This window comes from Pseudomonas sp. SWRI99 (assembly GCF_014270125.1).
In the GTDB taxonomy this organism is placed as follows: Bacteria; Pseudomonadota; Gammaproteobacteria; order Pseudomonadales; family Pseudomonadaceae; genus Aquipseudomonas; species Aquipseudomonas hamedanensis.
Map to the genome: position 1 here is coordinate 101,762 of NZ_JABWQR010000020.1, position 18,396 is coordinate 120,157.

Consider the following 18,396-nt stretch of genomic DNA (forward strand, 5'->3'; position numbering starts at 1 on the left):
GGAGACGATGGAGCCGATACTGGAGCTGCAAAGTGCACGTTTGCTGATGCGTCAGTGGCAGGACGAGGATTTGCCGGCATTTGCGGCAATGTGCGCCGATCCGCAAGTGATGCGCTATTTTCCGGCGCCGTTGAGCCGACTGCAAAGCGCCGAGCTGATCGGCCGGGTCCGCGGGCATTTCGCCGAGCACGGCTTTGGCCTGTGGGCGCTGGAGCGCAAGGACACCGGCGATTTCATCGGATTCACCGGGCTTGGTGTGGTCGGTTTTGACGCGCCGTTCACCCCGGCCGTGGAGATCGGCTGGCGTCTGGCCAGGGAACATTGGGGGCTGGGGTACGCCAGTGAAGCGGCGTGGACGGCTCTGCGATGCGGCTTCGATCGGTTGGCGCTGAAGGAAATCGTTTCCTTCACCGCCAAGAACAATGCGCAGTCGGAGAAAGTCATGCAGGCGATCGGCATGCATCACGACCCGCAGGATGATTTCGATCATCCGAAACTCGCTGTCGATCACCCGCTGCGCAGACATATCCTGTACCGCATCACCCGCGAACAATGGCTGCAAACCTTGCATGGATAAGCCGACACGGACGTTTACAATGGCGGCCATATCAATGGCTCGGGCCATAACCTGAATCGGCCGCCGCAGCCAAGACTGCGCGGCATTGCTGTGTGTGAGGAGAGTCTGAATGAGCCAAGTGCTGGAAGATCTGGTCGATTTGCTGACCCTGGAACCGATCGAAGAAAACCTGTTTCGCGGCCGTAGCCAGGACTTGGGTTTCCGTCAGTTGTTCGGTGGCCAGGTGCTGGGCCAGTCGCTGTCGGCGGCCAGTCAGACGGTTGAAGAAGCGCGTCACGTGCATTCGATGCACGGTTATTTTCTGCGTCCGGGCGACGCCAAGTTACCGGTGGTGTATTCGGTTGATCGCGTGCGCGATGGCGGCAGTTTCAGCACCCGTCGGGTCACGGCGATCCAGAAGGGCCAGCCGATTTTCACCTGCAGTGCGTCGTTTCAGTACGACGAAGCCGGTTTCGAACACCAGAGCCAGATGCCGGTGGTGGTCGGTCCGGAAAACCTGCCCTCGGAGCTGGAGCTGATCCAGCAGCGGGCGCACCTGATTCCCGAGCACATGCGCGAAAAGCTGTTGTGCCCGAAGCCGATCGAAGTGCGCCCGGTCACCGAAAAAGATCCGTACAACCCGCAACCGGCCGATCCAGTGAAATTTGTCTGGTTCCGCGCTGACGGTGCCTTGGCCGATATTCCGGCGCTGCACAAATACCTGCTGGCGTACGCTTCGGACTTCGGCCTGCTGACCACTTCGATGCTGCCCCACGGCAAGTCGGTCTGGCAGAAAGACATGCAGGTCGCCAGCCTCGACCACGCGCTGTGGTTCCACAATGATCTGCGCGCCGATGATTGGCTGCTGTATGCGATGGACAGTCCGTGGGCCGGCAATTCCCGTGGTTTTTCCCGGGGCAGCGTGTACAACCGCGCCGGACAACTGGTTGCCTCGGTCACGCAGGAAGGCTTGATCCGCCATCGCAAGGATTGGGCATGAGCCTGGCCGATGTGCGCCACTGGGTGTTCGACATGGACGGCACGCTGACGGTCGCGGTGCACGATTTTGCGGCGATTCGCGTGGCGTTGGCGATTCCACCCGAAGACGACATCCTGACTCATCTCGCCGCATTGCCGGCGGATGAGGCCGCGGCCAAACACGCCTGGCTGCTGGAACACGAGCGCGATCTGGCCTTGGGTTCGACCCCGGCCAGCGGCGCGGTGGAGCTGGTGCGTGATCTGCATGCGCGCGGCTATCGTCTCGGCATCCTCACCCGCAATGCGCGGGAACTGGCGCATGTGACGCTGCAAGCGATCGGTCTGGCGGACTGCTTTGCCGTGGAAGATGTGCTGGGGCGCGATGAAGCGCCGCCGAAACCGCACCCCGGTGGTTTGCTGAAACTGGCAGCAGCCTGGAATGTTCCGGCCAGCGAGATGGTGATGGTGGGCGATTACCGTTTTGATCTTGATTGCGGGCGAGCGGCGGGCGCGCGGACGGTGTTGGTTAACTTGCCGGATAACCCGTGGCCGGAATTGACCGATTGGCATGCAAGGGATTGTGGCGAGTTGCGGCGGATGCTGTTTGCCTGAGATCTTGGTTGCCTGAACCGGCCCCTTCGCGAGCAGGCTCACTCCTACAGTTTGGAATGGGTTCCCCCTGTAGGAGTGAGCCTGCTCGCGATAGCGTCGGCACATCGAACACCAAACCTACTGATCAAACAACGCCTTCTGCCCCTCAGGCGATGTCAACATCCCATCCCCGTCATGCCCGACCCCTGGCACTTCAATCAGACGCTGATTGATCCCCTCGGGATGGCGGCGCAGCAAATAACCGAAATACAGCTTCCCGCGCATCAACCGGTAAGCGCCTTGCGCCTCGGCTTCACAGCTTTTGTCCAGCGCCGGATGTTCGGGGTCGACATCCTGCTGCCCCAGCAGATAAATCACTTCACGTTTGACGTAAGCGCTTTCCACCTGCAACGGCGCTTGCCCGCCGGCGTATACCGGCATGTCGGTCAGGCCATACTTCCAGCGATTGAAGCCCGGGCACTGCGCGTGGTCGAACGCCACCGGCCGCTGTTCGTTGAAGTACGCATACGATGAAGGGTTGGCGACCACGTAGCGCATGCGAATACCGTTGGCCTTGAGCGCCGGCTGTTCCTTGGCGAGCAGGGCGTAACGCTGCACCACCTGAGCGCCGCCGGAATGGCCGAAAATCACGATCTGCTTCACATCGGCAAACTGCTTGCGATCGCTGACCCGTGCGACGATTTCATCCAGCGCCGCGAACGAACTCAACGGATTCGGCCCTGTGGATAAGCCGCCGGCCATCCATTCATTGCCTTTCCAGCGCAGCAGCGTTGCCGGCAGCGAATACAGCGGCACATCGCTTTCGTTGAGAAACTGCGGGGCAATCACCAGTGTGTGCGATGTCTGTCCCGCCAGTTCGACGGCACTTTCCGCGCTTTTGCGGTAGGTCTCGGCATTGCGCAGCCGACCGTGAATGACGATCACCACGCGCTCGATCTTTTCCGGCGCCGGTCCGATGCCGACGGCCATTTCGCCGGCCTTGAACTGCAAGCGCCCGGGGCTGATTGCGTCGACCCCGGCGGCCTGCGCCGTGCTGCCGAGGATCAGTAAAGCCAGAAGCCATTTATGCATTTACAGGGTTTTCGCCGCGAAGGTGTCGCACTGGCTTACCTGGCCTTGTGCGAATCCGGTTTTGAACCAGCGCACCCTTTGCGCCGACGTCCCGTGAGTGAACGAGTCCGGTACCACGCGGCCCTGACCCTGTTGTTGCAAACGATCATCGCCGATGGCGTTGGCGGCGTTCAAGGCTTCTTCGATGTCGCCGGGTTCCAGCCAGTTCAAGCGCTTCTGTGCGTTGTAGGCCCAGACGCCAGCGAGGCAGTCGGCCTGTAATTCCTGACGGACCAGCAAGCCGCCGTCGCCTTCCATCTGCCGGCCTTGCTGGCGCGCAGCCTGGATTTTCGCCGAGACGCCAAGCAGCGTCTGCACGTGGTGACCGACTTCATGCGCGATCACGTAGGCCTGGGCGAAATCTCCGGCGGCCTTGAAACGTTGCGACATTTCCTCGAAGAAGGCCATGTCCAGATACACCTTCTGGTCGGCCGGGCAATAGAACGGGCCGGTGGCCGACGTGGCCATGCCACACGCCGAATTCACCCGGTTGCTGAACAGCACTAGCGTCGGGTCTTTGTATTGGCGCCCGGCCTGCTGAAAGATCGGGCCCCAGGTGTCTTCGGTGTCGCCGAGGATCGAGCGGACGAATTCGGCCTGCTCGTCGTTGGCCGGTGGCGCCTGACGGGTTTGCGAAGTGGGCGCCGGTTGCTCCATCTGCCCGGTGAGCTGGCCGAGGATCTGCATCGGGTCCTGGCCGGTGAGCCAGCCGATGCCGACGATCAACACGATCGCGGTCAGGCTCAGGCCTTTGCCGCCACCGAAGCGCATGCCGCCGCCACCGCCTGCGTCATCACCCCGCGCGTCGACGACGTTGTCACTGCGTCGGCCTTTTTTCCATAACATGTGGGAATCCTCTTTTGGTGCGGGTGAAGTGGCAGGTGGTGATGAGTGTTGCTGGTGTGTGAGTGTGGCGCCAGTCCGGTCGTCCGTCCATTCACACGCGCCCTCGTCGGGCGGGCTTGTTATTGACGGTCGACCGGGCCGTGAATTCAATCCCTGGGTGAATTTCTGCAGGCGTTTTCGTGAACCCGCCGTTTCGACAGCAGTCAGTGATGTTGCAGGCGCGCCGAAGTGGCGGGAGTCTTGCTTCAGACTTCTGACTAACGACAGTTTCCCGGCGAAGAAGAGTGCGACCTGTGCGGTTGTTGAAAGCTCTGCCGACTATGCTTGCCAAATCGATTGCAGCCAGCGCGACCGTGTTCGCCAGCGTATTTTTTCCTAGAGATTGCCCATGACCGTCAGCACTCCGCTCTCCGGTGTCAACCAGCCCTTCAAGGGGATCTTGCTGATTGTCGTGGCGACGTTTCTGTTTTCCAGCCACGACGCGCTGTCGAAATACCTGTCCGGGTTCTATCCGATCGTCATGGTGGTGTGGGCGCGGTATCTGGTGCACACCTTGTTGATGGCGGGGATTTTTCTGCCGCAGTCCGGGCTGCGTGTCCTGCGCACCAAAAAACCGTTGTGGCAGTTGGTTCGGGCGCTGTGCCTGCTCGGCACCAGCCTGTTCTTCACCACGGCGCTGCTGTACATCCCGCTGGCCGAAGCCACGGCGGTCAACTTTCTCGCGCCGGTACTGGTGACGGCGCTGTCGGTGCCGCTGCTCAAGGAGCGGGTGACGCGCGGGCAGTGGATCGCGGTGATTTGCGGCTTCATCGGCGTGCTGATCATCGTCCATCCAGGCGGTGAGCTGTTTACCCCGGCGGTGTTGCTACCGTTCTGTTCGGCACTGTTTTTCTGCTTCTATCAATTGCTGACCCGCAAGCTCGCCGAAGTGGACAGCCCGACCACCAGCAATTTTTTTGCAGGTCTGTGCAATACCCTGGTGATGAGCGCGCTGGTGCCATTCTTCTGGCAAGTGCCGACGTTGCCCCATGCCGCCCTAATGCTGGCGCTGGGCAGTTGCGGAATGACTGCGCATTTGTTTCTGACCCAGGCATTTCGCCACGCCGCACCGGCCTTGCTGGCGCCGTTCGGTTATTGCCAGATCGTGTTTGCGGGATTGTTGGGCTGGTTGTTGTTCGACCACACGCCGAGCGGGTTGACCGTGATCGGCATCGTGGTGATCTGCTGCAGCGGCCTGGCGGCGGCGTGGCAGCAGAGTCGGCGCTGAAGAAACGCAAAACTCCCTGTAGGAGTGAGCCTGCTCGCGATTACGGTGTATCAGTCGCTGAAGATGTTGACTGATACAAGGCTATCGCGAGCAGGCTCACTCCTACAGGGGACGGGTTTGGCAGGTTATTCGGTAACAGTCGGAATCTTGCGCGGTGCCATGAAGTACATCCACGTCAGCGCGAGGAAATACATCGCCGGAATCAGCGTGAACAGCACCGTGTAGTTGTTGTGGGTGACAGTGAGGATATGGCCGACGATCTGGGTCATGAACATCCCGCCGATGGCCGCGCACATGCCACCGAAGCCGAACACCGTGCTCATCATGTGCTTGGGCGTGTAATCCATCACCAGGCTCCAGATGTTCGCGGTCCAGGCCTGGTGCGCGCCGATCGCCAGGGAAATCGCCGCCACGGCCACCCACAGGTTGGCCGAGCCGGCCGCCATGACCACGCCGATGATGCAGCAGGCGAACAGGAACATCGATAGCAATCGCGCCTTGATCGAATTCATTCCGCGACCGATCAGGAACGAGGACAGGATGCCGCCACCGACACTGCCGAAGTCGGCGGTGACGTAGATGATGATCAGCGGAATACCCATCTGCGTGACATTGATCCCCAGGTTGTATTGCTGATTGAGGAACGGTGGCAGCCAGTACAGGTAAAACCAGAACACCGGGGCGGTCAGCGAATAGGCAATGGCGAAGGCCCAGGTGCCGCGCATACGCAGGATTCTTGAAAACGGCACGCGGGCCTGTTCCGGTTCGACTTCCTGCTGGATGTAGTCCAGTTCCGATTGTTTAACGCTCGGGTGATCTTCCGGGTTGAAGTACTTCAAGCCCCAGAACAGCAGCCAGATCCCGCCCAATGCCGCCATGCACAGAAACGCTGCCTGCCAGCCCCACACATGAAGCACCAGCGGCAACAGCATCGGCGTGAACATCGCACCGACGTTGGTGCCTGCGTTGAAGATGCCGGTGGCCACCGCGCGTTCGCCGGCCGGGAACCACAGGCGTGTGGTTTTCACACAGGCCGGGTAGTTGGCCGCTTCGGTCAGACCGAGGATAAAGCGGCAGACCATGAAGCCGACTGCCGAAGTCGCCAAGCCATGGGCGCCGGTGGCCAGGCTCCAGAGCAGCACGGCGCAGAAGAACACGCGCTTGACGCCGACCCGGTCGATCAACCGCCCTTGCAGGACGAAACCGATCGCGTAGCCGACCTGAAACCAGAAGTTGATGTTGGCGTAATCCATCGCCGTCCAGCTCATTTCCTTGGCGAGGATTGGCTGCATGACGCCGAGGGCGGCGCGGTCGATGTAGTTCAGAGTGGTGGCAAAAAACACCAGCGCCAGCATGCCCCAGCGGGTCTTGCCGACCGCCATGGCGCCGCGGATCTTGTCGCCGATGCCACCCGTGGCAGTGCTCATGGCCGGAGCCACGCGGGAAGTCTGTGAAGGAATCATGTGTTCCACCCGTTTTTGGATTTTTTATTTGGTGTGCTTTTTCTCTTGCACGCTGCGACCGGTGGTTCAGATCCGGACTCAATGTGCGGTCGATGTTGGGCAGTGGACGAAAAATCGTCAATTCGCCAAACCGCCATTGTGTTCGATAATCGCACGCAAAACTAACCGGGTAGTACACTTTAAATTGCTGCGCGCAGGGATGCAGCCAATAATTTGCTCACTATAAAAACCTACTCGATGTAAGCGTTGCCGAAGGCTGCGATCTTCGCTTTTGAGGATCAACAGATCGCAGCCTTCGGCAGCTCTTATGTAAAAGCGGCGCAGCCCGGGAGTTGAAAGATGCAGCGTTCCATTGCCACCGTTTCCTTGAGCGGCACCCTGCCGGAAAAACTCGAAGCCATCGCCGCCGCCGGGTTCGACGGGGTGGAGATTTTCGAAAACGACCTTCTGTACTACGACGGCAGCCCCCGTGAAATTAAACAGATGTGCGCCGATCTTGGCATCGCCATCACGCTGTTTCAGCCGTTCCGTGACTTTGAAGGCTGCCGCCGTGACCGGTTGGCGCGCAATCTGGAGCGCGCCGAGCGCAAGTTCGATCTGATGCAAGAACTCGGCACTGACCTGGTGCTGGTATGCAGCAACGCAGCGGCAGACAGCATCGGCGATCAGCAAATTCTGGTGGACGATCTGCGCCTGCTGGCCGAGCGCGCCGGTGCCCGTGGCTTGCGCATCGGTTACGAAGCGCTGGCCTGGGGCCGTCACGTCAACACTTATCAACAGGTCTGGGACATTGTGCGTCAGGCCGATCACCCGAGCCTGGGTGTGCTGCTCGACAGCTTCCACACCTTGTCGCTCAAGGGCGATCCAGGCGCGATCGCCGAGATTCCCGGCGACAAGATCTTCTTCGTGCAAATGGCCGACGCGCCGATTCTGCAAATGGATGTGCTGGAGTGGAGCCGACATTTCCGCTGCTTCCCGGGGCAGGGCGAATTCGATCTGGCGGGATTTCTCGCGCCGATTATCCAGAGTGGCTACACCGGGCCGCTGTCTCTGGAGATCTTCAACGATGGCTTCCGGGCTGCTCCGCCGCGGGCCAATGCTGCCGACGGTTTGCGATCGCTGCTGTACCTGGAAGAGAAAACCCGCCAGCGTCTGGAGCAGGAAGCCACGCCGGTGGTTAATCGCGAGATCCTTTTCGAAACACCCAAGGCCAGTGAGTACAACGGCATCGAGTTTCTCGAATTCGCCGTCGACGAGGCGCTGGGCGCAAAACTCAGTCTTTGGCTGCAACGCCTCGGTTTCGTCACGGCCGGGCAGCATCGTTCCAAGAGTGTGAGCCTGCTGCGCCAGGGCGATATCAACCTGATTCTCAACGCCGAGCCTTATTCGTTCGGCCACAGTTTTTTCGAAGCCCACGGCCCGTCGTTGTGCGCCACGGCGATCAGGGTCAAGGACAGCGCCAGCGCACTGGCCCGCGCCGTTGCGTATAAGGGCCAGCCCTATCGCGGACTGGTCGGCCCCAATGAACTGGAACTGGCGGCAGTGCGGGCGCCGGACGGCAGTTTGATTTATCTGGTCGATGAGGACGCCGATGTCTACGGCACCGACTTCAACCTGCTGCCAGACGCGGTGGCCTGCGGCGGCCTCAAGCGCATCGATCACATGGCCATGGCCCTGCCGGCGGACAGCCTCGACAGTTGGGTGCTGTTTTATAAAAGCCTGCTGGATTTCGAGGCTGACGACGAGGTGGTGTTGCCCGACCCCTATGGTCTGGTGAAGAGCCGCGCACTGCGCAGTCGTGACAGTTCGATTCGCTTGCCATTGAATATTTCCGAGAACCGCAATACCGCGATCTCCCACGCGCTGTCGAGCTATCGCGGCTCGGGGGTGCATCACATCGCCTTTGATTGCGACGACATCTTCGCCGAAGTCAGTCGGGCGAAAGAGGCGGGCGTGCCGCTGCTGGATATCCCGCTCAATTACTATGACGACCTTGCCGCGCGCTTCGATTTCGACGACGAGTTTCTCAGCGAGCTGGCCTATTACAACGTGCTCTACGACCGTGACGCCCAGGGCGGCGAGTTGTTCCACGTCTACACCGAGCCGTTCGAAGGGCGTTTCTTCTTTGAGATCATTCAGCGTAAAAACGGTTATGCCGGATATGGCGCGGCGAACGTCGCGGTGCGTCTGGCGGCGATGGCCAAATCGCGCAGTGGTGCGGTGCGTCAGGCGAAGTTGTAGGAAATTCGTAAGCGCGGGACCAAACAGCGGTTGCGTGGCTTCCTTCGGTGTGCCACGCGGCCCATAATCGCCAGCCTGTGCAGTGATGGCCGTGAGCCCGCAATGACAATCAATTCAGAACTATCCGCTGCTGCTGTCGAATCCAGCGCCGAGCCGCGCAAGAGTCGCAAGAACAACCCGGAAAAGACCCGCGAGAACATCCTGCAGGAGGCGATCGTCGAGTTCGTCCAGCAAGGTTTGTCCGGCGCCCGCGTTGACGCGATTGCCGAGCGCATCCACACCTCCAAGCGCATGATCTATTACTACTTCGGCAGCAAGGAGCAGTTGTACGTCGAGGTACTGGAGAAACTCTACGGCGATATCCGCAGCACGGAAAACCGCCTGCACCTGGACGAACTGCCACCGGAGCTGGCGATTCGGCGCCTGGTGGAGTTCACCTTTGATCACCACGATCGCAACGTCGATTTCGTGCGCATCGTCAGCATCGAAAACATCCACAACGCCGAATACGTGAAGCGTTCCGATGCGATCAAGGCACTGAACAATACGATTCTCGATACCCTTGGCACGATCTTGAAGCGAGGTGCTGACGAGGGCGTGTTCCGCCGTGGTATCGATGCGCTGGACGTGCATCTGCTGATCAGCTCGTTCTGCTTTTATCGCGTGTCGAACCGCCATACGCTGGGTGAGATTTTTCAGATCGATCTGCCGGACGATGCCATCAAACAGCGTCATCGCGAGATGATTTGCGAATCGGTGTTGCGCTACCTGCAGGCCTGACGCCATCCCCATGTAGGAGTGAGCCTGCTCGCGATAGGGTGTCTCAGACGAATACGTATCGGCTGACGAAATGCTATCGCGAGCAGGCTCACTCCTACAGGGTGGCGGCAGGGTTCAGCCATTCATGCTTTGAAAGTGCGCCAGCATCCGCTGCGCATCCGGCACCACGCCGCTGAACAATTCGAACGCTTTCACTGCCTGAAACACCGCCATGTTGCCGCCGTCCAGGGTTCGGCAGCCCAGGGCGCGGGCGTTACTCAACAGCTCGGTTTCCAGCGGGAAATACACAATCTCTGCGACCCACAGTTCCTTGCGCAGCAACTCGGCCGGCACCGGTGAGCCCGGCAGCTTGGCCATGCCCACGGGCGTGGTGTTGACCAGGCCATCGGCCCGCGCCAGCGCGCCGGGCAAATCCCCTCCGGCCTGCGCGCGCCCCACACCAAAATGCTGGTTGAGATTGTTCGCCAGGCTTTCCGCACGCTCGCGGTCGACATCAAAAATAGTCAGTTGCCGTACGCCTTCGCTCAACAGCGCGTGAGCCACCGCCGCGCCAGCGCCACCAGCGCCCATCTGGACTACGCGTTCACGGGCGACGTCCGTCAAACCCCGGCGCAAACCTTCAGCGAAACCGAGGCAGTCAGTGTTGTGGCCGACACGCTTGCCGTCCTTCAGCACCACGGTGTTTACCGCCCCGATACCGCGGGCTTCCGGCGACAGTTCATCGAGCAGCGGGATGATCGCCTGTTTGCACGGGAAGGTGATGTTCAGTCCGGTGTAATTCATCCGCTCGGCCGCCAGCAGCAGGTCGGGCAGGGCGCTGCTGTCGAGGTGCAGTTGATCCAGATCGATCAACCGGTACAGATAACGCAGACCTTGAGCATCGCCTTCGCGCTCATGCAGCGCAGGCGTTCGCGAGGCCTGAATGCCGGCGCCGATCAGCCCGGCGAGTATCGCGTTGCATCCGGACATGCGCTTACCCCTTGAGCCGCTGGCTGAAGTGTTCCAGCGCCAGTCGATAGCCGTGGCTGCCGAACCCGCACATCACCGCCGTGGCAATCGCCGAGACGAACGACTGATGGCGAAACGGCTCACGGGCATGAACGTTGGACAAATGCACTTCAATGACCGGCAACTCGCTGGCCACCAACGCATCGCGAATCGCCACCGAGGTGTGTGTCCACGCGGCCGGGTTGATCACGATCCCGGCGCAACGGCCGCGAGCGGCGTGAATCCAGTCAAGCAACTCGCCTTCGTGATTGGTCTGGCGAAACTCCACGCTCAGACCGAATTCTTCAGCGGCGCGACCACACAGCGCAGAAATGTCAGCCAGGGTCTCGTGACCGTAAGTCGCCGGCTCGCGAGTGCCGAGCAGGTTCAGGTTCGGGCCGTTAAGCACCAGAACGATAGGGCGCATGGGGAAGAACTCCACTTATTGTTTTTGGCTTGGGCCGAGGGGGGTTCAGCCTGTGGAGATAAAATGTACTAGTTGGTTACATTGGTCAATTGAACTACTTAGGCAGGAATGTTTTTTGTTCGGTGATCGCACGCCAACTTATGGCGATCCATCTTTTTCAAGGTGTAACGACAGCTTTGCTTACGTTTTTTCCGTTCCTTCTGCGGCCTCGATTACCACGAAACCGCTAGCCTTCTGTGACTTCCGGAAGATCTGTTCTCATACACCGGTCGTCGGACTCGAAAGGAAAATCGAGTTTTGCAATTTATAAACCTAACGGATGGGTTAGCATGAAGGTATGCAGTTACAGGGGATTGTCGATATGCATCATGTTGCGAGATGAACACTGTCCACCGCACGCCCATGTGGATGCGGGCGCCTGGAGTGCGCGATTGCGCTTCAGCTTCTGGCACAACGACGTTGATCTCTGGGATGTCGTGCCGCTGTCCCGTCGGCCGCCGCAAGCCGTGCTTGAAGGCCTGCGTCAGTCATTCGGACTATCGGCGCATCTGCGTCGCGCACGCGGAATCTGGTGGTCGGGCATGCAAACCGCTTGTCTCGACAATCAGGTATGGGACTGCGAATCAAATGAAGTGCCCGTGATGAAGCCGGTCACCGAAACGACCTACCGAATCGGATCGGCGTGCTATGACCCAGAAGAAGATAGGATATTTCTGACGCTGCTCGGCAAATTGGGAGGAGTTGAAATCGATTTATGAAAGTCATCAAGGCAAGACCGTCCGAGCATCGCCCCTTGACGGAGGAAATGCTCGATGCCGCCATAAAACTTGGCGAGGCACGACAAGCCAGCAGTTTGCAGGCCGTGTCCGTGACCTCCGAAGGATCATCACTGGTGGTTTGTTTCGAGGATGGCAGCGGTGTTTTGCTGCCGGTAAAGCTGTATCCGGAGTTCGATGGGTTTGACGCAGCCGATTATGCAAGCCTGACGATCGGCTTCTCCGGCACAGCGCTTTGTCATGAGGGTAAAGACCTGGATATTTCAATCGCCGGTATGATTTCGGCGAGCCCTTCACTCATGAGGATGGCGGCTTCGGTCGTTGCTTCGCGCAACGGTCGTCAAAGCAGTGCTGCAAAATCCGCAGCTGCACGAGCGAATGGCAAAAAAGGCGGGCGTCCGCGTAAAACCGATATCGCGCCCTAGCTCCCACAAAAAAACCGTCAGTCACGACGGCTTCTTCGTATCCGGTGCCGCGATCAACGCCGGGTCAGCAGCACACCCGATTCCATGTGGTGGGTCCACGGGAACTGGTCGAACAGCGCGCAGCGGGTGATGCGGTGGGTGTCGTGAAGCTGGGCGATGTTTGCCGCCAGGGTTTCCGGGTTGCAGGAAATGTACAGAATGTTGTCGAAGCGGCGGGTCAGCTCGCAGGTATCCGGGTCCATGCCGGCGCGCGGCGGATCGACGAAGACGCTGCCGAATTCGTAGCTCTTCAGATCGATGCCGTGCAGGCGCCGGAACGGGCGCACTTCGTTGAGCGCTTCGGTCAGCTCTTCGGCGGACAAGCGCACCAGGGTGACGTTATCCACAGCGTTTTCGCTGAGGTTGCTCAAGGCGGCATTGACCGAGGTCTTGCTGATTTCGGTAGCGAGCACTTTGCGTGCACGGGTGGCGAGTGGCAGGGTGAAGTTGCCGTTGCCGCAGTACAGCTCCAGCAGATCGTCAGTGCGATCGCCCAAGGCTTCGTACGCCCAGTTCAGCATCTTCTGGTTCACCGTGCCGTTGGGCTGGGTGAATGCGCCTTCCGGTTGGCGATAACTGAAGGTGCGCCCGCCGACCTCGAGCCGCTCGACCACGTAATCCTGACCAATCACTTCGCGCTTGCCCTTGGAGCGTCCGATGATGCTGACGCCAAGGTCCGCGGCCAGTTGCTTCGCCGCGGTGTGCCAGTGCTCGTCCAGCGGACGGTGATAACACAGCGTGATCATCGCATCGCCGGCCAGCGTGGTCAGAAACTCCACCTGAAACAGCTTGTGGCTCAGCGCCGAACTGGCCTGCCACGCCGCCTTCAGTTGCGGCATCAACTGGTTGATACGCAGGCTGGCGATCGGGAATTGCTCGATCAGGATCGGTGTGCGCTTATCGTCCTGAGAGAACATCGCATAGTGACGCTCGCCGCCTTCGCGCCACAGGCGGAACTCGGCCCGCAGACGAAAGTTCTGCAACGGCGAGTCGAACACGGTCGGCTCGGGTGCGGCGAACGGTGCCAGCAAGTCACGCAGGCGCGTGACCTTGGCGGCGAGTTGTTCGGCGTAGGCTTGAGAATCGAATGTCATGCGTTGAACCAACCCAGCTTGATCACGAACAGAATCGACAGAATCACCAGCGCCGGGTTCAGCTCACGGGCGCGCCCGGCGAGCAGTTTGATCACGGTCCAGGCGATGAAGCCGAAGGCGATACCGTTGGCGATCGAATAAGTGAACGGCATGACCAGCGCGGTCACAACGACCGGCGCGGCGACGGTGATGTCTTCCCAGTCTATTTCTGCCAGACCCGACGTCATCAACACGGCGACGAACAGCAGCGCCGGCGCCGTGGCGAAAGCCGGAACGCTGGCTGCCAATGGCGAGAAGAACAGCGCCAGCAGGAACAGCATCGCCACGACAATGGCGGTCAAACCGGTACGGCCGCCGGCACTCACGCCCGCCGCCGATTCGATGTAACTGGTGGTGGTCGAGGTGCCCAGCAGCGAACCGGCCATGGCGGCGGTACTGTCGGCGATCAGCGCACGGCCCATTTTCGGCATGTGGCCGTCCTTGCCCATCAGGCCGGCGCGCTTGGCGACGCCGATCAGGGTGCCGGAGTTGTCGAACAGATCGACGAAGAGGAAGGCGAAGATCACGCTGACCAGACCGATGTCGAGCGCGCCTTTGATGTCCAGTTGCATGAAGGTCGGCGCCAGCGACGGTGGCATTGAGGTCACGCCGCCGAACGGGGTGAAGCCCATGGCAATGGACACGATGGTCACCGCCAGAATGCCGATCAGCACTGCGCCGCGCACTTTCAGTGCTTCGAGGGCAACGATCAGGGCAAAGCCGAGGGTGGCAAGAATCGGCGCCGGCTGTTTCAGGTCGCCGAGGCCGACCATGGTGGCCGGGTTGCTGACCACGATGCCGGCGTTGTGCAAAGCGATCAGCGCCAGGAACAAGCCGATACCGGCGGCAATCGCCGAGCGTAGCGGCAGCGGGATGCTGTTGATGATCCACTCGCGGATGCGGAAGATCGACAGCAGGAAGAAACACACCGCCGAGATGAACACCGCACCCAGCGCCACTTGCCAGGTGTGGCCCATGTGCAGCACAACGGTGTAGGTGAAGAAGGCGTTCAAGCCCATGCCAGGCGCAAGGGCGATCGGGTAGTTGGCGATCAGGCCCATGATCGTCGAACCGATGGCGGCCGCCAGACAGGTGGCGACGAACACCGCACCCTTGTCCATGCCGGTCTCGCCGAGGATGCTCGGGTTGACGAACAGAATGTAGGCCATGGCCAGGAACGTCGTGACGCCCGCGAGAATCTCGGTGCGCACGTTGGTGTTGTGTGCCTTGAGTTGAAACAGCCTTTCCAGCATGTCTGCTCCCCGTGGCGCGCGTGGCGCCGTAAATGTATCGACCTCAACAGCAAAGCACAGACCGTCGCAAGCGCCTGGAAAATTGTGGTGGGCCGGAAAAAGCCGCGCATCATACCAGCAGCGTGAGGAATTTGGCGGATGTTGGCGTCGATCGTCGGCGAAGTTTTACGCAGCAAATAACTGCGCCATACTGCGCGCTGATTTTTCGGAGTGGGCAGGCATGCGTAACGGCGGGATGACAGTTTCTGGATTGATTGCAGCACTGCTCGCGGCAGTCCCGGCGTTCGCGGCGTCGGCGCCACCGTTGTCCGAAGTGAAGGTGATCAAAGTGCAATCGCCGGCCTGTGGCCTGGAAGACATTGCCGATAACCAGCCGCAAACTCAATGCAATCACAACGGGCCGAACATCAAGGTTTATGTGCTGGAAGTCGGCTATGGGCAGAACCAGCCACGGGTCGCCCTGGATGGTTTCGAAATCAACGGCACCCGAGCGCCGGTGTGTGCCTTCGATAACGGCAATCTGACCGAGTGCAGCCCTGGCAGCAAAACCGTCGGTTCTCTCTATACCTTCGATCTGGCCGGCAAGCAGGAAGGCACCTTCAGCTTCAGCAACACCTCGATCAATGCGCCGCGCAACACCCTGTCGACCCAGCTTTACATCAAGTAACGGCTGACGCTGCGCGATCCGGGTGAAGCTGACTACGCTTCAGGTATCACCCAGCGGATAGCGCCCATGACTTTTAGAGCACTGATTACCCTCGCCGAGGGCATCGACGATCTGCAAAGCGTGACCCTGATCGACGTGCTGCGCCGCGCCGGCATTGAAGTCGTCGCCGCCAGCATCGAAGGCCGACGTATGCTCACCTGCGCCCGCGGTACACGCCTGACTGCCGACGGCATGCTGGTCGATGTGCTGGCGCAGACCTTCGACCTGATCGTGCTGCCCGGCGGTGCCGTCGGTTCACAACATTTGGCGGCGCATCAGCCGCTTCAACAACTGCTCAAGGACCAAGCCAGCGCCGGACGGCTGTTCGCCGCCATCGGCGAAGCCCCGGCCACCGCCCTGCAAGCAGCAGGCGTGCTGCGCCAGCGGCGCATGACCTGCTTGCCCGGCGCCAGCCACCAATTATCGGGCTGTACGTTTGTTGATCAACCAGTGGTGGTCGATGGCAACTGCATCACGGCCCAGGGCTCAGGCGCGGCTCTGGAATTTGCCTTGACCCTGGTTGAGCAGCTTGGTGGCAAGGTGTTGCGGGGAAGGATGGCGGGGGAGCTGCTGGTTTAAGGGATCAGCCCTGGGCCGCGATGGGTTCAATCATCGGTTGCTCGCGATGCTCTGCTTGCCATAGATCGTAATCGGTCTGGACGCCTAGCCACACGCGCGCCTTGCCAATGCCCGCACGCTCAAGTCGTACCGCCAGGTCCGGGCTGATCGGCGCGTGTCCATGCAGCACGCGGGAAAGGTGCGGACGGGCAAAACCAAGATGCCGGGCCAATTCGCTCACGCTGATGCCAAGCTCAGGCAAGACATCCAGCAGCAGGGTTTCACCGGGGTGTGGCGGGTTGTGCATGGGGATGAGCCTGCCTCCTGTCAGTCGTAGTCCAGATAATCGACCCATTCGATATCCGAACCGACAAAACGAAAGATCACTCGCCAGTTGCCTGAAACGCTGAGCGACCAGTATTCGCTCAGCTCACCTTTCAACGGATGCAGGCGCCAGCCGGGCAAATCCAGGTAGCCGGGAAGCGTCGCTCGATCCATGAACTGCAACATGCGCGACAGTCGTTTTGCATGGTCGGCACGAATTCCACGAGTCGAACCTGTTTCATAGAAGCCACGAAGGCCTTTGTGCTGAAAGGACTTGATCATGGCGGCGAGTGTAAGGCGATACATTACACCCAGTGCGGTAGATATGTACCGCACCTTGTCGCTTGATGTGTGATGAGTAGGTGAGTTTTCCAAAAAACTCAGACCTTCTCTTCGACCGGCACATGCATCCGGTCCCGATTCGCCAGGGTCGGGAACAGTTTGATCCACGTTCCCGTCACCACCAGCGTGCCGATCCCGCCCATGACCACCGCCGGCACCGTGCCGAACCAGTGAGCGGTGAGGCCGGATTCGAATTCGCCCAGTTGGTTCGAAGCGCCGATAAACAGGCCGTTCACCGCGCTGACCCGGCCGCGCATTTCGTCCGGGGTTTCCAGCTGCACGAACGAGGCACGGATGACCATGCTGATCATGTCCGCAGCGCCGAGGACCACTAGCACCGCCAATGAGAACCAGAACGACGTCGACAGGCCGAACGCTATGGTGGCGACACCGAATATGCCGACGGCGGTGAACATCACCCGGCCAACATTGCGCTCCACCGCGAAGCGCGCCAGAAACAGTGACATCAGCAACGCGCCCACCGCTGGCGCCGAGCGCAACAGGCCCAGGCCCCACGGGCCGGTCAGTAGAATGTCCTTGGCGAACACCGGCAGCAACGCCGTGGCTCCGCCCAGCAATACCGCAAACAGGTCCAGCGAGATCGCCCCGAGAATGTCCGGGCGGCTGCGGATAAAGCGAATTCCCGCCAGCAATGAGTCGAGGGTGGCTTTGCCTTTGTTCAGCGGCGTCTGGCGGGCCGGCAGGTTGAGCATCAGCGCACAGGCAATCGCATACAGCAGCACGGTCGGACCATAGACCCAGACGCTGCCGAACGCGTAGAGCAAGCCACCAAGGGCCGGAGCGACGATGGTTGCCGACTGCTGCGCCGATTGTGCGGCGGCGACGGCACGCGGGAACAGGGCGCTGGGAACGATGCTTGGGAGCAACGCCTGAGTCGTCGGCATCTCGAACGATCGCGCCGCACCGAGCAGAAACGCGAGAATGAAGATCAACTCGCGCGTGACGTGGTCGGTCGCACTGCCAATGGCCAGCGCCAGGGCAATCATGGCCTGCAATGACTGACAGAGTGCAGCGACCTTGCGCCGGTCGTAGCGATCGGCGACGTGCCCGGTGTGCAGCATGAACAGCACCCGTGGAGCGAACTCGACCAGACCGACCAGGCCCAGATCCAGCACGTTGCCGGTCAGTTGGTAGAGATTCCAGCCAATCGCCACAGTGAGCATCTGAAAGCCGCTGGCGGTGAAAATCCGCGCCAGCCAGAAAGCCAGGAATGGACGGTGATGACGTAACAGCAGCGGCGCTTGAGTGGGCATCTGAAGGCAGGTCTTGGGCGAAGGAACGGCGAGATTATCACCAGTCTGTAACAGGAAGTTGCTACGAAAAAAATTCAGTTAGCCAGACATCGATATTTTCCGGGTTTTGCAACCCTGTGGCGAGGGAGCTTGCTCCCGCTCGGCGACGCAGTCGTCGTAACCTCGGTTTATCGTTAGAAATATCTGGGAGCGCTTCGCACTCCAGCGGGAGCAAGCTCCCTCGCCACAGGGGCTGCGTCGCCGGGCGGGAGCAAGCTCCCTCGCCACAGGGGCTGCGTCGCCGGGCGGGAGCAAGCTCC

The 18,396-nt window shown here is 60.4% G+C and carries 20 protein-coding genes; 10 read left to right on the forward strand and 10 right to left on the reverse strand.

Annotated elements, in window-relative coordinates; translation table 11 throughout:
* Positions 1 to 7: 7 nt before the first annotated feature.
* The 3 genes from HU743_RS17500 to HU743_RS17510 all read left to right on the forward strand — a co-directional run bounded on the left by HU743_RS17500 (position 8) and on the right by HU743_RS17510 (position 2,146).
* On the forward strand, positions 8 to 577 hold the full coding sequence (locus tag HU743_RS17500) for a GNAT family N-acetyltransferase (protein ID WP_186650111.1): 570 nt from the start codon (positions 8 to 10) through the stop codon (positions 575 to 577).
* Positions 578 to 686: 109 nt separating this feature from the next.
* A complete protein-coding gene (gene tesB / locus HU743_RS17505; RefSeq protein ID WP_186650114.1) occupies positions 687 to 1,556 on the forward strand; it encodes an acyl-CoA thioesterase II in 870 nt (289 codons plus the stop codon).
* Positions 1,553 to 2,146: an HAD family hydrolase gene (locus HU743_RS17510; RefSeq protein WP_186650116.1), complete on the forward strand. Its 594-nt coding sequence runs from the start codon at positions 1,553 to 1,555 to the stop codon at positions 2,144 to 2,146. The genes tesB and HU743_RS17510 overlap by 4 nt, the downstream gene beginning before the upstream one ends.
* A gap of 117 nt (positions 2,147 to 2,263) precedes the next feature.
* Here the strand turns inward: HU743_RS17510 and HU743_RS17515 are convergent, their stop codons facing one another.
* Complete coding sequence (locus tag HU743_RS17515; RefSeq protein WP_186650118.1) at positions 2,264 to 3,217, reverse strand: alpha/beta hydrolase; 954 nt, start codon at positions 3,215 to 3,217, stop codon at positions 2,264 to 2,266.
* Entirely contained in the window at positions 3,218 to 4,102 is an 885-nt protein-coding gene (locus HU743_RS17520; RefSeq protein ID WP_186546830.1) for a neutral zinc metallopeptidase, read from the reverse strand.
* 388 nt (positions 4,103 to 4,490) lie between these two features.
* Between HU743_RS17520 and HU743_RS17525 the strand changes: the two genes are divergently transcribed.
* Complete coding sequence (locus tag HU743_RS17525) at positions 4,491 to 5,369, forward strand: DMT family transporter (protein WP_186619469.1); 879 nt, start codon at positions 4,491 to 4,493, stop codon at positions 5,367 to 5,369.
* Between the two features lie 125 nt (positions 5,370 to 5,494).
* Here HU743_RS17525 and HU743_RS17530 read toward each other — a convergent pair whose 3' ends face one another.
* Positions 5,495 to 6,832: an MFS transporter gene (locus HU743_RS17530; protein ID WP_186619468.1), complete on the reverse strand. Its 1,338-nt coding sequence runs from the start codon at positions 6,830 to 6,832 to the stop codon at positions 5,495 to 5,497.
* A gap of 339 nt (positions 6,833 to 7,171) precedes the next feature.
* On the opposite strand from HU743_RS17530, the gene quiC reads away from it, so the two are divergent.
* Entirely contained in the window at positions 7,172 to 9,073 is a 1,902-nt protein-coding gene (quiC, locus tag HU743_RS17535) for a 3-dehydroshikimate dehydratase QuiC (RefSeq protein WP_186650119.1), read from the forward strand.
* Positions 9,074 to 9,175: 102 nt separating this feature from the next.
* Positions 9,176 to 9,853 (forward strand): TetR/AcrR family transcriptional regulator, encoded by a 678-nt coding sequence (locus HU743_RS17540; RefSeq protein WP_186650121.1) that lies wholly within the window; start codon positions 9,176 to 9,178, stop codon positions 9,851 to 9,853.
* 114 nt (positions 9,854 to 9,967) lie between these two features.
* On the opposite strand, the gene HU743_RS17545 is transcribed toward HU743_RS17540, so the two are convergent.
* A complete protein-coding gene (locus HU743_RS17545) occupies positions 9,968 to 10,822 on the reverse strand; it encodes a shikimate dehydrogenase (protein ID WP_186650123.1) in 855 nt (284 codons plus the stop codon).
* Between the two features lie 4 nt (positions 10,823 to 10,826).
* Positions 10,827 to 11,267, reverse strand: coding sequence for a type II 3-dehydroquinate dehydratase (gene aroQ, locus HU743_RS17550; RefSeq protein WP_186631117.1), 441 nt, complete (start codon positions 11,265 to 11,267; stop codon positions 10,827 to 10,829).
* Between the two features lie 329 nt (positions 11,268 to 11,596).
* Between aroQ and HU743_RS17555 the strand changes: the two genes are divergently transcribed.
* Both HU743_RS17555 and HU743_RS17560 read left to right on the forward strand, forming a co-directional pair.
* Positions 11,597 to 12,025, forward strand: coding sequence for a DUF4160 domain-containing protein (locus HU743_RS17555; protein ID WP_186650125.1), 429 nt, complete (start codon positions 11,597 to 11,599; stop codon positions 12,023 to 12,025).
* Positions 12,022 to 12,468, forward strand: coding sequence for a DUF2442 domain-containing protein (locus HU743_RS17560; protein ID WP_186650127.1), 447 nt, complete (start codon positions 12,022 to 12,024; stop codon positions 12,466 to 12,468). The genes HU743_RS17555 and HU743_RS17560 overlap by 4 nt, the downstream gene beginning before the upstream one ends.
* Positions 12,469 to 12,521: 53 nt before the next feature.
* Here HU743_RS17560 and trmA read toward each other — a convergent pair whose 3' ends face one another.
* Positions 12,522 to 13,601: a tRNA (uridine(54)-C5)-methyltransferase TrmA gene (gene trmA / locus HU743_RS17565; RefSeq protein WP_186650130.1), complete on the reverse strand. Its 1,080-nt coding sequence runs from the start codon at positions 13,599 to 13,601 to the stop codon at positions 12,522 to 12,524.
* Entirely contained in the window at positions 13,598 to 14,893 is a 1,296-nt protein-coding gene (locus HU743_RS17570; RefSeq protein WP_186650133.1) for an NCS2 family permease, read from the reverse strand. The genes trmA and HU743_RS17570 overlap by 4 nt, the downstream gene beginning before the upstream one ends.
* Before the next feature lie 220 nt (positions 14,894 to 15,113).
* On the opposite strand from HU743_RS17570, the gene HU743_RS17575 reads away from it, so the two are divergent.
* Both HU743_RS17575 and HU743_RS17580 read left to right on the forward strand, forming a co-directional pair.
* Complete coding sequence (locus HU743_RS17575; RefSeq protein ID WP_186650136.1) at positions 15,114 to 15,560, forward strand: DUF4879 domain-containing protein; 447 nt, start codon at positions 15,114 to 15,116, stop codon at positions 15,558 to 15,560.
* A 66-nt stretch (positions 15,561 to 15,626) separates the two neighbouring features.
* The gene (locus HU743_RS17580) at positions 15,627 to 16,178 is read left to right on the forward strand and encodes a DJ-1 family glyoxalase III (RefSeq protein WP_186650139.1); all 552 of its coding nucleotides are present in this window, start codon (positions 15,627 to 15,629) and stop codon (positions 16,176 to 16,178) included.
* A gap of 4 nt (positions 16,179 to 16,182) precedes the next feature.
* Here HU743_RS17580 and HU743_RS17585 read toward each other — a convergent pair whose 3' ends face one another.
* The 3 genes from HU743_RS17585 to HU743_RS17595 all read right to left on the reverse strand — a co-directional run bounded on the left by HU743_RS17585 (position 16,183) and on the right by HU743_RS17595 (position 18,097).
* Positions 16,183 to 16,470, reverse strand: a complete 288-nt coding sequence (locus HU743_RS17585) for a HigA family addiction module antitoxin (protein WP_186650151.1) — start codon at positions 16,468 to 16,470, stop codon at positions 16,183 to 16,185.
* 14 nt (positions 16,471 to 16,484) lie between these two features.
* On the reverse strand, positions 16,485 to 16,763 hold the full coding sequence (locus HU743_RS17590; RefSeq protein WP_186650153.1) for a type II toxin-antitoxin system RelE/ParE family toxin: 279 nt from the start codon (positions 16,761 to 16,763) through the stop codon (positions 16,485 to 16,487).
* Positions 16,764 to 16,861: 98 nt separating this feature from the next.
* Complete coding sequence (locus tag HU743_RS17595; protein WP_186650143.1) at positions 16,862 to 18,097, reverse strand: MFS transporter; 1,236 nt, start codon at positions 18,095 to 18,097, stop codon at positions 16,862 to 16,864.
* Positions 18,098 to 18,396 lie beyond the last annotated feature (299 nt).